We start from the raw sequence: 12,572 nt of genomic DNA, 5'->3' as shown, positions 1-12,572 counted from the left end.
GTGGGTGCTAGGTGCTCAGCGAGTTCGAGGCACGCAGGCTGACGCCGGTGATGCGCCAGACGCCGTCGGGCTGCAGTTCGAGCGTATAGACGGCTTCATAATCCTTGCCGTCAGCGCCAACGATGATCACCTGCTGGATGATCGCCGTCGGGCTCATCTCCTGGAACTTGCCGAAGGAAAAGCTCTGCGGGCGGTGCACCGGCTTGTAGGCGCCAGTGACCATGTTCATGAAGGTGTCGAGGGTCGGGAAGATGCGCTTCACATTGGGCGCGGCGTAACCGTAGGCCTGGGCATCGTCGCCGGAACGGAAGGCATGAAGCTGGCCCGAGATGCTGTCTTGCGCCGCCTTGATCTCGGCGTCGCCGGCGAGTGCGGGGAATGCCACAAGCAGAAAGACAAACAAGGCTGACGTACGGCGCATGACATTCTCCGCCTGAGATCGCCAACCATCAGGCGACGCTTGCAGACACGCTGGCGCGGCGAAATGGTTGCATGCAGCCGGGAGTTTATCAGATCAGCCGGTCATTGGCCTGCTGGATCGTGACACCGGTGATGCGCCAGACGCCGTCGCCTTGCAGATCGAGCGTGTAGAACGCCTGATAGGTGCCGCCGTCGGACCCTTCGATGATGACCTCCTGGGTGATCGTCGAGATGTTGATCTCGTCGACGGGGCCGAAGACGAAGGCCCTGGCATTGGCGATCGGGGGGAAGCTGTCCTTGATCAGCGCCATGTAGGAGGCGAGCGTTGGATAGTTCTCGCGCACGTTGGGCGCCGACAGTTCGTAGGCGCGCGCATGGTCGCCGCCGCGAAAGGCCGTGATCTGTTCGGTGATGGTCTTCTGCACCTCGTGGATCGAGAAATGATCGGCGCGTGCGGGCAAGGCCAGCACAAGCAATATGAAGGCGATTGCGGCGCTACGCATCAGGCGTCTGATCCGGTTGGGAGAGGACAGCTTTAGCGGTATTCGTCGGCGGAGCGTAAATTGTTACCTATGGAATGAAGTTTTTTGGCTTGTATACGACGCAGCGGCCACGCTTGAAAGGGCCGGCGCGTTCTGCGACAAGACGGACAACGATGGAACGGACGGTGCGATGAAGACCTTTTTCGTGCAGATCAAATGCGAACTCGGCAAGGCCTACGAGGTGGCGAGCGCATTGGCTGACGCCGAGATCGCCTCGGAGATCTATTCTACGGCCGGCAATTTCGACCTGCTGGCCAAGTTCTATGTCGATGACGAGGAAGACATCGGGCACTTCGTCAATGAAAAGGTCCATGCGATCGGCAACATCAAGGACACGTTCACGACCGTGACTTTCCGCGCGTTCTGAGCGCGGAAAGAGCAGGGATGCGCCCAAATCCCCTGCATCTTGCCGAAAATACGGGCAATTTCCCGATTGTTGAGCCGACTGCGCCTGAAACAGGCGATTGCGCTTGATTTTCTCTCCCGAGGTCATTTCACTGGCCATGAGGGGAGTTTGCCATTGGTCGCTTTCGACGAAATGCTCCCGGCCGAAGCCGGACTGAGAAGACCCTACGAAGCCTATGACGGCTGGCTCAAAAACCAGGACCCAGCCCGACTTACCGAGAAGATGCGCGATGCCGAGCGGGTTTTCCGCAAGACCGGCATCACCTTCGCCGTCTATGGCGAGCAGGAAGCATCGGAGCGGCTGATCCCTTTCGACATCGTGCCGCGCATCATTTCAGGCAATGAGTGGCGCAGGCTGACGCAAGGCATCGAGCAGCGCGTCCAGGCGCTCAACGCCTTCCTCGACGACATCTACCATCGCCAGGAGATCCTGCGGGCAGGCCGCGTGCCGCGCGAGCTGATCGCGACCAACGAGGCCTTCCTGCCTGAGATGATCGGGGTCAGGCCGCCGGCGGGGGTCTACACGCACATCATCGGCGTCGACATCGTGCGCATCGCCGAAAACGAGTTTTACGTGCTCGAGGACAATGCGCGTACGCCATCAGGTGTCTCCTACATGCTGGAGAACCGCGAAACGATGCTGCAGCTGTTTCCCGAGCTGTTCCAGCGCATCAAGGTGCAACCGGTCGAGAACTATCCGCAACTGCTCCGGCAGTCGCTGGCGGCGGTGCGGCCTAACGGGGTAAACGGGACACCGACGATCGCGGTGCTGACGCCGGGCAGCTTCAACTCGGCCTATTTCGAGCACGCGTTCCTGGCCGACCAGATGGGCGTGCAACTTGTCGAGGGCCAGGATTTGCGCGTCGTCGACGGCCATGTGGCGATGCGCACCACCGAAGGCTACAAGCGCATCGACGTACTCTACCGCCGCGTCGACGACGCTTATCTCGACCCGATGACCTTCAGGCCGGATTCGACACTTGGCGTGCCCGGCATCATGGACGTCTACCGCGCCGGCAACATCACCATCGCCAATGCGCCCGGCACGGGCATCGCCGACGACAAGGCGATCTATTCCTACATGCCGGAGATCATCGAGTTCTACACCGGCCGCAAGCCGATCCTCGGCAACATCCCGACCTGGCGCTGCTCGGAGCCGGACAGTTTGAAATACGTCCAGGAGCATCTCGGCGAACTGGTGATCAAGGAGGTGCACGGCTCGGGCGGCTACGGCATGCTGGTCGGGCCGGCCGCGTCGAAGAAGGAACGCGAGGAGTTTTCCAAGAAGCTCGCCGCAAGACCGTCGAACTACATCGCCCAGCCGACGTTGTCGCTGTCGACCTGCCCGATCCTGACCGAGAAGGGGCTGGCGCCGCGCCATGTCGATCTCAGGCCGTTCGTGCTGGTCTCGGACCGGATCCGCATCGTGCCGGGTGGCTTGACCCGCGTTGCCCTGAAAGAGGGGTCGCTGGTCGTCAACTCATCGCAGGGCGGCGGGACAAAAGACACGTGGGTGCTGGATGACTAAAGGAGGACGCTGAGACTTCATGCTTCTGGGACGCACAGCCAACGGCCTCTACTGGATGAACCGCTATATCGAGCGGACAGAAAACATGGCGAGGCTGATCGATGCCGGCCTGCGCATTGCGCTGACCCGCAGCCAGGATGCCTCGGAGGAATGGAACTCGGTGCTGTTGTCGGCTGGAGCTGCCAGCGCGTTTGCCGCCAAGCACAACGACTACACGGCGGAGAACGTCGCCGATTTCCTGTTGCGCGACATGTCGAACCCGTCGAGCGCGGTGGCAGCCATCGAGACGGCGCGCAACAACGCGCGCATGGTGCGCACGGCGCTGACCCGTGAAACCTGGGAGAGCATCAACGAAGCCTGGATGTCGCTGAAGCGCGTGCTGGCAAGCCCGATCGACCAGCGCGAACTGCCTGGCGTGCTTGATGCGATCAAGCGCGAAACTGCGCTGATCCGCGGCTCGTTCTACGGCACCATGCTGCGCAACGAGATCTTCGATTTTGCTCAACTCGGCACCTATGTCGAGCGCGCCGACAACACGGCGCGCATCCTCGACGTCAAATATTACGTGCTGTTGCCCTCGATTTCCTGGGTCGGGTCGTCACTGGACAACTATCAGTGGGAGTCGATCCTGCGTTCGGTGGCCGCGCACCGGTCCTATCGCTGGGTTTACGAAGCCGAGTACAAGCCGACGAACATCGCCGAATACCTGATCCTCAATGCGCGCATGCCGCGGTCGCTGTCGTTCAGCTACCGCTTCCTCGCCGAACACCTGAAGTTTCTCGGCGAGGATTACGGCGCCCGCCATCCGGCGCAGGAGATCGCCGAACGAACCTATGCCCGGCTGCGCGGCACCGAAATCAAGGACATCTTCGAAACCGGTCTGCACGAATTCCTCGCCGACTTCATCAGGGACAACAACCGGCTGGGCGATCAGGTTGCCCAGGATTTCGGTTTTTATTGATCGGATAGGAAGATGCGGCTCAAGGTCAGCCACCGCACCGAATACAGCTACGACGAGCCGATCCGCTACGGTTTGCAGCGGCTGCGCCTGTGGCCGGCGAGCGGTCCGGCGCAGACGATGCTGACCTGGGCGCTGCACATCGAGGGCGCGCGCGAGGAAGTGCGGTTCCTTGACCAGTTCGGCAACGACACGCGGTTGCTGTCCATCGATGGGGAGCCGCATGCGATCACTGTGGTGGCCGAAGGCGAGGTCGAGACCAACGATACGGCGGGTGTTTCGGGGCCACATCGCGGCTTTGCCCCGCTGTGGCTGTTCGAACATCCGACGCCGCTGACGGCGCCGGGCACTACGATCCGCGACCTGGCGGCAAGTGTTGGCAGCGGTGGCGACCTGGAGCGTCTGCACGGGCTGATGGCGCTCATCCAGCAGCGGATCGCCTATGTCACCGGCACGACCGACTCGCGCACGACCGCCGAAGAAGCGCTGGTGAAAGGCACCGGCGTCTGCCAGGACCACTCGCACGTATTTGCCGCCTCGGCCCGGCTGCTGGGATTTCCGGCACGCTATGTCAGTGGCTACCTGATGATGAACGACACCGTCGAGCAGGTGGCGAGCCATGCCTGGGCGGAGGCCTATGTCAGCGCGCTTGGCTGGGTTGGTTTCGACGCCGCCAACGGCATGTCGCCGGACGAACGCTACGTGCGCGTGGCGGTTGGGCGCGACTATCGCGAAGCGATGCCGATTGCCGGCATTCTGATCGGGCAGGCGCAGGAACGGCTTGCAGTCCACATCACGGTAGAGCAGTAATCCGGCATTAGAACATTGGCCGGAACTGGAATCGATGACTTATTGCGTCGGCATGAAAATTGACCGTGGCCTGGTGTTCATGTCGGACACGCGGACCAATGCCGGGGTCGACAATATCTCGACCTTTCGCAAAATGCGTATCTGGGAGGAGCCAGGCGAGCGCGTTGTCGTCTTGATGTCGGCGGGCAATCTCGCCACCACGCAGGCCGTGGTAAGCCTGCTCGACGAGCGGACCAAGGCTGTTGCCGAGCGCGCGCCGACGCTGCTCGAAGCGCCTTCGATGTTTCAGATCGCGCGCATCGTCGGCGATACGGTCAAGGAAGTGATCTCCCAGTCGGCACCAGCCGGACAGACGGCGGATGCGGCGTTCAACGCCTCGTTCATCCTCGGTGGCCAGGTCAAGGGCAGCGAACCCCGGCTGTTCATGATCTATCCTGAAGGCAATTTCGTCGAATGCAGCGATGACACGCCATTCTTCCAGATCGGCGAGACCAAATATGGCAAGCCGATCATCGTGCGCGCCTATGACCGCACGATGAGCTTTGCCGAAACGGTCAAGCTGTTGATGGTGTCGTTCGATTCGACGTTGAAATCGAACCTGTCGGTCGGCCTGCCGCTCGATCTCGCCTTCTACGAGAAGGATAGCCTCAAGATCGGCCTGAAAAGGCGGATCGGCGCCGACGATCCCTATTATCGCAGCGTCTCCGAGGGCTGGTCGGATGCACTGAAGGCGGCATTCCAGAGCCTGCCCGATTTTGTCGAATAGTCGAGCGCCAGGCTGAGGCTGGTGGCGGGGAAGGATTGCCATGGACAGCGAGGCGTTTCGCCATTGGTCGCTGAAGGCGGCCGAATGGGGCGTCGACTATCGCGATGGCTTGCGCGACAGGCCGGTGCGGCCGCAAGTCGAGCCGGGCCAGGTGCTAGCCTCGATCGAGGCCAGCCCGCCCGAGGCCGCCGAGCCGATGGAGGCGATCTTCGCCGACTTCGAGGCCAAGATCGTGCCCGGCATGACGCACTGGCAGCATCCGCGCTTTTTCGCCTATTTTCCGGCCAATGCTGCCCCGGTTTCGGTGGTGGCGGAGTATCTCGTCAGTGCCATGGCGGCACAATGCATGCTGTGGCAGACCTCGCCGGCGGCGACCGAACTGGAAACACGCGTCGTCGACTGGATGCGCCAGGCGCTCGGCCTGCCTGAGGCTTTCACCGGCGTCATCCAGGATTCGGCATCTTCGGCGACGCTCGCCGCGGTGCTGACGATGCGCGAACGTGCGCTCGACTGGCAAGGCAACAAGTCCGGACTGTCGGGCGCTCCGCGCATTCGCGTCTATTGCTCGGAGCACGTGCACACCTCAATCGATCGCGCGATCTGGATTGCCGGCATCGGCGAGGAAAACCTCGTCCGTATCCCGACCAAGGGGCGGTTTCGCGCCATGTCGGCTGAAGCACTCGATGCAGCCATCGTTCAGGATCGCGAAAATGGGTTGCTGCCGGCGGGCATCATCGCCTGTGTCGGCGGCACCAGCGTTGGCGGCACCGACGACATTGCCGCTGTCGTTGAGGTGGCCAGGCGCCACGGTCTCTACACCCATGTCGACGCGGCGTGGGCAGGGTCGGCGATGATCTGCCCCGAGTTCCGTCATTTCTGGTCCGGTGTCGAAGGTGCCGATTCGATCGTCTTCAATCCGCATAAATGGCTCGGCGCGCAGTTCGACTGCTCGATCCAGTTCATCCGCGACCCAGAAAGCCTGGTGCGGACGCTGGCCATCCGTCCGGAGTTTCTCAAGACGCATGGCCGCGACGGCATTACCAACTATTCCGAATGGTCGGTGCCGCTTGGCCGCCGTTTCCGGGCCCTGAAACTCTGGTTCCTGCTGCGCGCGCATGGATTGGAAGGGCTGCGGACGATGATCCGCAATCACGTTGCCTGGAGCGAAAAGCTGGCCGAACGGCTGCACGGCCTGCCTGATTTCGAGGTCGCCAGCGAGCCGATGCTGTCGCTGTTTTCGTTCCGCCATGTGCCGGCGGGCGTCGGAGATCTCGACCAGCACAACCTGGCGCTTGTCGAGGCGATCAACCGCGATGGGCGGATTTACCTGACGCAGACCCGCCTCGACGGTCGCGCCGTGATCCGTTTCCAGGCTGGGCAGTTCGAAGCGACCGAGGCCGATGTGGACAAGGCCTTCGAGGTCATCGTCGAGATCGCCCTCACCGCAGGATAGCCAGCAGCTGGCGTAAAAGAAAACCGGCCGGACCTGTCGTTCCGGCCGGCTTTTATTCAAGCGATGCGTCAGGTGCCGTGGATGTAAGGCAGTACCTCGATTGTGCCGCGATAGATCATCTCGCCGGCGACATAGAGAATGATGACCAGGCCGACATAGGCGATCCAGCGGTACTTTTGCAGCAGGTTGGCGATGAAGCTTGCGGCAATGCCCATCAGCGCGATCGACAGCACCAGGCCGAAGATCAGCACATTCGGATGGTCGCGCGCGGCACCGGCTACCGCCAGCACGTTGTCGAGTGACATCGACACGTCGGCGATGAGGATCTGCCAGGCGGCCTGGGCGAAGGTCTTGCGCGGCGCTGTTCCCGCGACCTTGCCGTCCTTGTCGATGTCTTCACCGGTCAGGGCTTCGACGCCCTGGGTTTCCTCTGCGTGGCTGTGGCGGAGTTCGCGCCACATCTTCCAGCACACCCACAAAAGCAGCACGCCGCCGGCGAGAAGCAGACCGACGATTTGGAGAAGTTGGGTCGTGGCAGCGGCAAAGCCGATACGGAGAACAGTCGCGGCGATGATGCCGACCAGGATCGCCTTGGCGCGCTGGTCCTTGGGCAGGCCCGCAGCCGCGAGACCGATGACGATGGCATTGTCGCCGGCCAGCACCAGATCGATCATGATGACCTGGAACAGGGCGGTTAAGGCCTCGGGAGTAAAGAATTCTGTCATATGGCACCCTTTGCTTTCAGCAAGGGCGGCGTGGCTTGCAGACATGACTTGCTGTGCCCGGATGGTATCCGGGTAGCAAGAATCAGGACGTGCTGAGTGGTGAGTACATTTGAGCCAGGCCGCCGGATTGGAACTCCAGTCCGACATCGCAGCCATCGTGGCTGCCAGAGGGGCCCGGCCTGGGTGGCAGCTTCCTAGTCGATCGCTGGGGCAAATTCAAGCTCGAAAGCGCGCTTGTTCCACATCCGGCGTCCGGCCGGATATCCAGCGAATGCGGCTTCGATGTGACTTTCGAAGCGCCTTTTCACTGCTTTCGTTTTCGCCTATCGTCGGTCAAAACGAAATTCGGGGAACGCCTGCAATGTATCTGTCGCCACGCCAGTCAGAGATCATCCAACTCGCCAAGGACAATGGGCGCGTGCTGGTCGACGACCTGGCGACGCATTTCCAGGTCACGCCGCAGACGATCCGCAAGGATCTCAACGATTTGTGCGACCAGCGTCTGCTGAGCCGCATCCATGGCGGGGCGCTGTTTCCCTCCGGCATCGAGAACCTGGAATATGAGGCGCGGCGCAAGATCGCCGCCGACGAAAAGGACGCGATCGGCCAGGCGGCGGCGCGGATCATCCCCGACAATGCCTCGCTGTTCGTCAACATAGGCACGACCACGGAAGCAGTCGGCAAGGCGCTGCTCGACCACAAGGGGCTGATGGTCATCACCAACAACATCAATGTCGCCAACCGGATGCGCGTCTATCCCGACATGGAGGTGGTGATTGCCGGTGGCGTCGTCCGCGGTTCGGACGGTGGCATTGTCGGCGAAGCGGCTGTCGACTTCATCCGCCAGTTCAAAGTCGACTACGCGGTGATCGGCGCCTCGGCGATCGACCATGACGGCGCTCTTCTCGACTTCGACTTCCGCGAGGTCAAGGTGGCGCAGGCGATCATCGCCAATGCGCGCCATGTCATTTTGGTGTCGGACCAGACCAAGTTCGAGCGCACCGCACCGGTGCGCATCGCGCATCTGTCACAGATGGACACCTTCATCACCGATCACTGCGACATCCCGAGCATCCGCAAGATCTGCGCGGAATCGGATGTGCAACTCGTCGAAACGAAGAGACCCGCGCCCCTGTGAGCTCGGGTCCCCCGTAAGTGCGGGCAATCGATGTGTCAGTCCAGAATCAGTAGGGCGAATAGCACTGCTGGCGCGGCCCGTTATAGGGCTGGAAGGTGTTGTCGGACGCGCGATAAGACCTGTAGCGGTCATAGCACCACTGCACATGCGAATTGCCGTAGCGGCTGGGCTGGACATAGCGTGGCTGCGGCTGGTTGGCCAACGCGCCGCCGATGATGGCACCCGCTATGAAGGCGCCGGCCGGGAACCAGAAGTCGTTGTGGCGGCGATAGCCGGGGCGGTAGTTGCGATAACCGCGATGGCCGTTGAAATAGACGACATCGCCGCGGTCGCGGTAGAAACCGCTGCGCGGTGCGCGGAAATGGCTGGCGCTGTCGCTGCGCATGATGCGGCGCTTCTTCCAGTAGCCGTCATACTGGACCTGCTGGATGGCCGTATCGGCCTGCGGAGCCTTGGGCATGTAGGCTGAAGCCGCCGCAGCCTCGGCCACCGGCATCATCGCAAACGATGCCGCGATGGCCGTCGCCATCATGCTTGAGATCACCTTGTTCATTGTCTTCTCCTCGTAGGGACGGATCGTTCCTTCATAGTCATAACGAGGCGAAGCGTTAAATGTTCCTGATGAGGGAACAGGTGACGAGTGTTTCTATGACGAGACTGATCAAGATTTGTTGGTGGGCGGGATGGGACTCGAACCCATGACCATTCGATTAAAAGTCGAATGCTCTACCAACTGAGCTACCCGCCCGACCGTACATAGCTGCTCTACCGGCTGAGCTACGCGCTCCCGAAGGCCGCGGGGCGACCTCGAAATTCCGGCGGAACATAGGGAGAGTGCCCCGGCGGGTCAACCGGAAAAACGCTGTTGCAAACAGCCTGTTAAATGCGGGCAGTTTGACTGCCGGCGAAGCGCATCCGGATGTCGTAATATTACCGGGCGGTGATATTGCTGCTGTCATGACCGACTGCTAGACAATGGTGCCCAATATCGGGCCGCCCATCGTTTTGGAAATTGATAAATGCGTATGCTTTTGAAACTTGCCGTTGCTTTCGTTGTCGCAGCTTCCGTTCTTCCCGCCGTTGCCCAGGCAGAAGACCTTGTCTTTACCCTGAAGAACGGCACGACTTCAGTACTGACAAATTTTTATGCCTCACCGGTCGGCGTCGACAAGTGGGAAGACGACATCTTCGGCCGCGACACGCTGGGTGCAGGCGAAAGCATGCAGATCACCATCGCCGATGGCCGCAGCGTCTGCGAATACGACATGCGCTTCGAATTCGAGGAAAGCTCGGATCTCGATACGACAGAAGACAAGCAGAACCTCTGCGAGCTCGGCGAATACACGATCCATGAGTAAGGTCGGCCACGAGTAAGGTCGGCCACGAGTAAAGCTGGCCATGAACAAGGCTGGTCTTGCCGCGACCGGGTTCGGCCCCGATCGGGTGTGCTTGCTTTCAACGCCCGGCATATGAGTGCCGGAGATGAGATGCTTCGGGCCGGCAGAAACCGGCCCGGTTGCCACAAAATGGTGATTGGTACCTGATTGCCGCTGCCGCTATAGCGGCCCCTGCATATCGTGGAGCGGCATGGAATGGCATTGGACGTCGGTTATCTCAGCGCATTGGGGGCGGGAGCCCTGTCTTTCCTGTCGCCTTGCGTTCTGCCACTGGTGCCGCCCTATCTCTGCTACATGGCCGGCGTTTCGGTCGACGACTTCCGGGCCGAGGGCGGCACGGCTACCGTTTCCCGCGCCCGTGGTGCGCTGCTGACGGCATCGGCCTGCTTCGTGCTTGGCTTCTCCACCGTCTTCATCGCGCTCGGTGCCGGGGCCTCGACCATCGGCCAACTGCTGCGGACCTGGCAGGAGCCGCTGGCGATGGCCGCCGGTGTGCTGATCATCCTGATGGGGCTCAATTTCCTCGGTGTCCTGCGCATTCCGCTGTTGTCACGCGAGGCGCGGTTCCAGTCGCAGGGCAAGCCGGCAAGCAATCTCGCCGCCTATCTGATGGGCCTGGCCTTCGCCTTTGGCTGGACGCCCTGCATCGGGCCGGTGCTCGGGCCGATCCTGACGCTGGCGGGCGGGCGCGAGACAGTCGGCGAGGGGGCGGCGCTGCTTGCGGTCTATTCGCTCGGCCTTGGCATTCCGTTCCTGATCGCGGCGCTGTTTTCAGGCGCGTTCATGCGTTTCCTGCAGAAATTCCGCGTGCATCTTGGCAAAGTCGAAAAGGCGATCGGCGCGCTACTGGTCGTTGCCGGCGTGCTGTTTTTGACCGGCGGCGTGCAGACTGCGTCCTATTGGTTGCTGGAGCGCTTTCCGGTGCTCGGCCAACTTGGCTGAACCTTCAAACCGTCGAAATCGGTGTGCATTGGAGGCGATTGCCAGCAATGCTAGAAAGGTGGCCGAATCCAGCCGCCTTTTTCCAATCCGGACGACGCCATGACCTCGAGAACCTGCCTGTCGATCATCCTTGCCGCCGGCGAGGGCACGCGGATGAAAAGCGCTACACCCAAGGTGCTGCACCAGATCGCTTGTTTGCCGATGGTGGCGCATGTCTCAAGAGCAGCTGAGCGGGCAGGTGCCGAGGCCGTTGCGCTGGTTGTCGGGCATGGCGGCGATGCGGTCAGGAAGGCGGCGGAAGGCTTTGCGCCCAAAGCAGAAATCTTCGTTCAGGCCGAGCGTCTGGGTACCGCGCACGCGGTGTTGGCGGCGCGGCAGGCAATTGCGAAAGGCCATGACGACATCCTGGTGATGTTCGGCGACACACCATTGGTCGAGGCCGATTCGCTTGAATTGGCGCGGCAAAAGCTTGCCGAGGGTGCTGCCGTGGTCGTCATCGGTTTCCGGCCGCCAAATCCGGCCGGCTATGGCCGCCTGATCGAGAAGAATGGTCGCCTGGCCGCCATCCGCGAGGACAAGGACTGCTCCGACGAGGAGCGTAAGATCGGCTTCTGCAATGCCGGGCTGATGGCGATTTCGGGCGCGCATGCACTGAAACTGCTCGACCAGGTCGGTAACACCAACGCCAAGGGCGAGTTCTACCTCACCGACATCGTCGAGATTGCCGACAAGGCTGGCCTCGCCGTCATTGCCACCGAAGCGAGTTTTGAAAGCGTGCTCGGCATCAACAACCGGGCTGAACTCGCCGAGGCCGAGGCGATCTGGCAAAATCGTCGCCGCCGGCAGGCGATGCTGGAAGGTGCGACGCTGATTGCGCCTGAAACCGTCTACTTCTCGCACGATACGGAAATCGCTACGGATGTGCTGGTCGAGCCCAATGTCTGGTTCGGCCCGGGTGTCAGGGTTGCCACAGGTGCGGTCATCCATGCGTTCAGCCATCTCGAAGGCGCCCATGTCGGTCCGCGCGCCGAGGTGGGACCCTATGCGAGATTGCGTCCGGGTGCCGAACTGCATGAGAAAGCCAAGGTTGGCAATTTCTGCGAGGTCAAGAAGGCGACCGTCGAGAAGGGCGCCAAGGTCAACCACCTGGCCTATATCGGCGATGCCCGTGTCGGTGCCGGCGCCAACATCGGTGCGGGCACCATCACCTGCAACTACGACGGGTTTTCGAAGTTTTTCACCGACATCGGCGAGGGTGCCTTCATTGGCTCGAATTCGTCGCTGGTGGCGCCGATCGTCATCGGGGCCCGGGCCTATGTCGCTTCAGGCAGCGTCATCACGGAAGAAGTGCCCGAGGATGCGCTGGCCTTTGGCAGGGCGCGGCAGAAGACGCTGCCCGGCAAGGGCAAGGAACTGCGCGAACGCTTTGCCTCGGCGGCCGCAGCGAAAAAGGCAGTTGCGAAGTAACGGCATTTCAATCCTGCCGTG

14 protein-coding genes and 1 tRNA gene are annotated in these 12,572 nt (G+C 61.7%); 10 read left to right on the top strand and 5 right to left on the bottom strand.

Features of this window, described 5'->3' with window-relative positions:
* Positions 1 to 7 precede the first annotated feature (7 nt).
* Positions 8 to 421, bottom strand: a complete 414-nt coding sequence (locus IHE39_RS07445; RefSeq protein ID WP_192565974.1) for a DUF4864 domain-containing protein — start codon at positions 419 to 421, stop codon at positions 8 to 10.
* 88 nt (positions 422 to 509) lie between these two features.
* Positions 510 to 923 carry a DUF4864 domain-containing protein gene (locus IHE39_RS07440; protein WP_192565973.1) on the bottom strand — a complete coding sequence of 138 codons (414 nt, stop codon included), beginning with the start codon at positions 921 to 923 and terminating at the stop codon, positions 510 to 512.
* A 169-nt stretch (positions 924 to 1,092) separates the two neighbouring features.
* Here IHE39_RS07440 and IHE39_RS07435 point away from each other — a divergent pair, with 169 nt between their 5' ends.
* From IHE39_RS07435 to IHE39_RS07410, 6 genes are all read left to right on the top strand, one after another.
* Entirely contained in the window at positions 1,093 to 1,329 is a 237-nt protein-coding gene (locus IHE39_RS07435; RefSeq protein ID WP_115733818.1) for an Lrp/AsnC ligand binding domain-containing protein, read from the top strand.
* A 153-nt stretch (positions 1,330 to 1,482) separates the two neighbouring features.
* Positions 1,483 to 2,895: a circularly permuted type 2 ATP-grasp protein gene (locus IHE39_RS07430; RefSeq protein ID WP_192565972.1), complete on the top strand. Its 1,413-nt coding sequence runs from the start codon at positions 1,483 to 1,485 to the stop codon at positions 2,893 to 2,895.
* A 19-nt stretch (positions 2,896 to 2,914) separates the two neighbouring features.
* Positions 2,915 to 3,856 carry an alpha-E domain-containing protein gene (locus IHE39_RS07425; protein ID WP_184767696.1) on the top strand — a complete coding sequence of 314 codons (942 nt, stop codon included), beginning with the start codon at positions 2,915 to 2,917 and terminating at the stop codon, positions 3,854 to 3,856.
* Positions 3,857 to 3,868: 12 nt separating this feature from the next.
* The gene (locus IHE39_RS07420) at positions 3,869 to 4,663 is read left to right on the top strand and encodes a transglutaminase family protein (protein ID WP_184767697.1); all 795 of its coding nucleotides are present in this window, start codon (positions 3,869 to 3,871) and stop codon (positions 4,661 to 4,663) included.
* A 34-nt stretch (positions 4,664 to 4,697) separates the two neighbouring features.
* Positions 4,698 to 5,429 (top strand): proteasome-type protease, encoded by a 732-nt coding sequence (locus tag IHE39_RS07415; RefSeq protein ID WP_184767698.1) that lies wholly within the window; start codon positions 4,698 to 4,700, stop codon positions 5,427 to 5,429.
* A 40-nt stretch (positions 5,430 to 5,469) separates the two neighbouring features.
* Positions 5,470 to 6,882: a pyridoxal phosphate-dependent decarboxylase family protein gene (locus IHE39_RS07410; protein WP_192565971.1), complete on the top strand. Its 1,413-nt coding sequence runs from the start codon at positions 5,470 to 5,472 to the stop codon at positions 6,880 to 6,882.
* A gap of 68 nt (positions 6,883 to 6,950) precedes the next feature.
* Here the strand turns inward: IHE39_RS07410 and IHE39_RS07405 are convergent, their stop codons facing one another.
* Positions 6,951 to 7,607: a TerC family protein gene (locus tag IHE39_RS07405; protein WP_192565970.1), complete on the bottom strand. Its 657-nt coding sequence runs from the start codon at positions 7,605 to 7,607 to the stop codon at positions 6,951 to 6,953.
* Positions 7,608 to 7,968: 361 nt separating this feature from the next.
* On the opposite strand from IHE39_RS07405, the gene IHE39_RS07400 reads away from it, so the two are divergent.
* Positions 7,969 to 8,745 carry a DeoR/GlpR family DNA-binding transcription regulator gene (locus IHE39_RS07400; protein ID WP_184767701.1) on the top strand — a complete coding sequence of 259 codons (777 nt, stop codon included), beginning with the start codon at positions 7,969 to 7,971 and terminating at the stop codon, positions 8,743 to 8,745.
* A gap of 46 nt (positions 8,746 to 8,791) precedes the next feature.
* Here the strand turns inward: IHE39_RS07400 and IHE39_RS07395 are convergent, their stop codons facing one another.
* Positions 8,792 to 9,298: a BA14K family protein gene (locus IHE39_RS07395; RefSeq protein WP_192565969.1), complete on the bottom strand. Its 507-nt coding sequence runs from the start codon at positions 9,296 to 9,298 to the stop codon at positions 8,792 to 8,794.
* A 119-nt stretch (positions 9,299 to 9,417) separates the two neighbouring features.
* Positions 9,418 to 9,493: transfer RNA gene (locus IHE39_RS07390), tRNA-Lys, on the bottom strand.
* A 277-nt stretch (positions 9,494 to 9,770) separates the two neighbouring features.
* On the opposite strand from IHE39_RS07390, the gene IHE39_RS07385 reads away from it, so the two are divergent.
* The 3 genes from IHE39_RS07385 (at position 9,771) to glmU (ending at position 12,551) form a co-directional block, all read left to right on the top strand.
* A complete protein-coding gene (locus IHE39_RS07385) occupies positions 9,771 to 10,103 on the top strand; it encodes a hypothetical protein (protein ID WP_192566080.1) in 333 nt (110 codons plus the stop codon).
* 234 nt (positions 10,104 to 10,337) lie between these two features.
* Entirely contained in the window at positions 10,338 to 11,084 is a 747-nt protein-coding gene (locus tag IHE39_RS07380) for a cytochrome c biogenesis CcdA family protein (RefSeq protein ID WP_184767703.1), read from the top strand.
* Positions 11,085 to 11,183: 99 nt separating this feature from the next.
* Positions 11,184 to 12,551 (top strand): bifunctional UDP-N-acetylglucosamine diphosphorylase/glucosamine-1-phosphate N-acetyltransferase GlmU, encoded by a 1,368-nt coding sequence (gene glmU / locus IHE39_RS07375; protein WP_192565968.1) that lies wholly within the window; start codon positions 11,184 to 11,186, stop codon positions 12,549 to 12,551.
* The last annotated feature ends 21 nt before the right edge of the window (positions 12,552 to 12,572 follow it).

The organism is Aminobacter carboxidus (assembly GCF_014863355.1).
GTDB classification, from domain to species: domain Bacteria; phylum Pseudomonadota; class Alphaproteobacteria; order Rhizobiales; family Rhizobiaceae; genus Aminobacter; species Aminobacter carboxidus.
Note: the sequence above shows the minus strand (reverse complement) of the source record. Positions and strands in the feature narration are given on the sequence as shown.

Excerpts from the sequence above, each read along its gene's own strand:
- IHE39_RS07420 (WP_184767697.1), top strand. The coding sequence starts at position 3,869 with ATGCGGCTCAAGGTCAGCCACCGCACCGAATACAGCTACGACGAGCCG.
- glmU (WP_192565968.1), top strand. The coding sequence starts at position 11,184 with ATGACCTCGAGAACCTGCCTGTCGATCATCCTTGCCGCCGGCGAGGGC.
- IHE39_RS07405 (WP_192565970.1), bottom strand. The coding sequence starts at position 7,607 with ATGACAGAATTCTTTACTCCCGAGGCCTTAACCGCCCTGTTCCAGGTC.
- IHE39_RS07435 (WP_115733818.1), top strand. The coding sequence starts at position 1,093 with ATGAAGACCTTTTTCGTGCAGATCAAATGCGAACTCGGCAAGGCCTAC.
- IHE39_RS07410 (WP_192565971.1), top strand. The coding sequence starts at position 5,470 with ATGGACAGCGAGGCGTTTCGCCATTGGTCGCTGAAGGCGGCCGAATGG.
- IHE39_RS07415 (WP_184767698.1), top strand. The coding sequence starts at position 4,698 with ATGACTTATTGCGTCGGCATGAAAATTGACCGTGGCCTGGTGTTCATG.
- IHE39_RS07395 (WP_192565969.1), bottom strand. The coding sequence starts at position 9,298 with ATGAACAAGGTGATCTCAAGCATGATGGCGACGGCCATCGCGGCATCG.
- IHE39_RS07445 (WP_192565974.1), bottom strand. The coding sequence starts at position 421 with ATGCGCCGTACGTCAGCCTTGTTTGTCTTTCTGCTTGTGGCATTCCCC.
- IHE39_RS07400 (WP_184767701.1), top strand. The coding sequence starts at position 7,969 with ATGTATCTGTCGCCACGCCAGTCAGAGATCATCCAACTCGCCAAGGAC.
- IHE39_RS07385 (WP_192566080.1), top strand. The coding sequence starts at position 9,771 with ATGCTTTTGAAACTTGCCGTTGCTTTCGTTGTCGCAGCTTCCGTTCTT.
- IHE39_RS07380 (WP_184767703.1), top strand. The coding sequence starts at position 10,338 with ATGGCATTGGACGTCGGTTATCTCAGCGCATTGGGGGCGGGAGCCCTG.
- IHE39_RS07425 (WP_184767696.1), top strand. The coding sequence starts at position 2,915 with ATGCTTCTGGGACGCACAGCCAACGGCCTCTACTGGATGAACCGCTAT.
- IHE39_RS07440 (WP_192565973.1), bottom strand. The coding sequence starts at position 923 with ATGCGTAGCGCCGCAATCGCCTTCATATTGCTTGTGCTGGCCTTGCCC.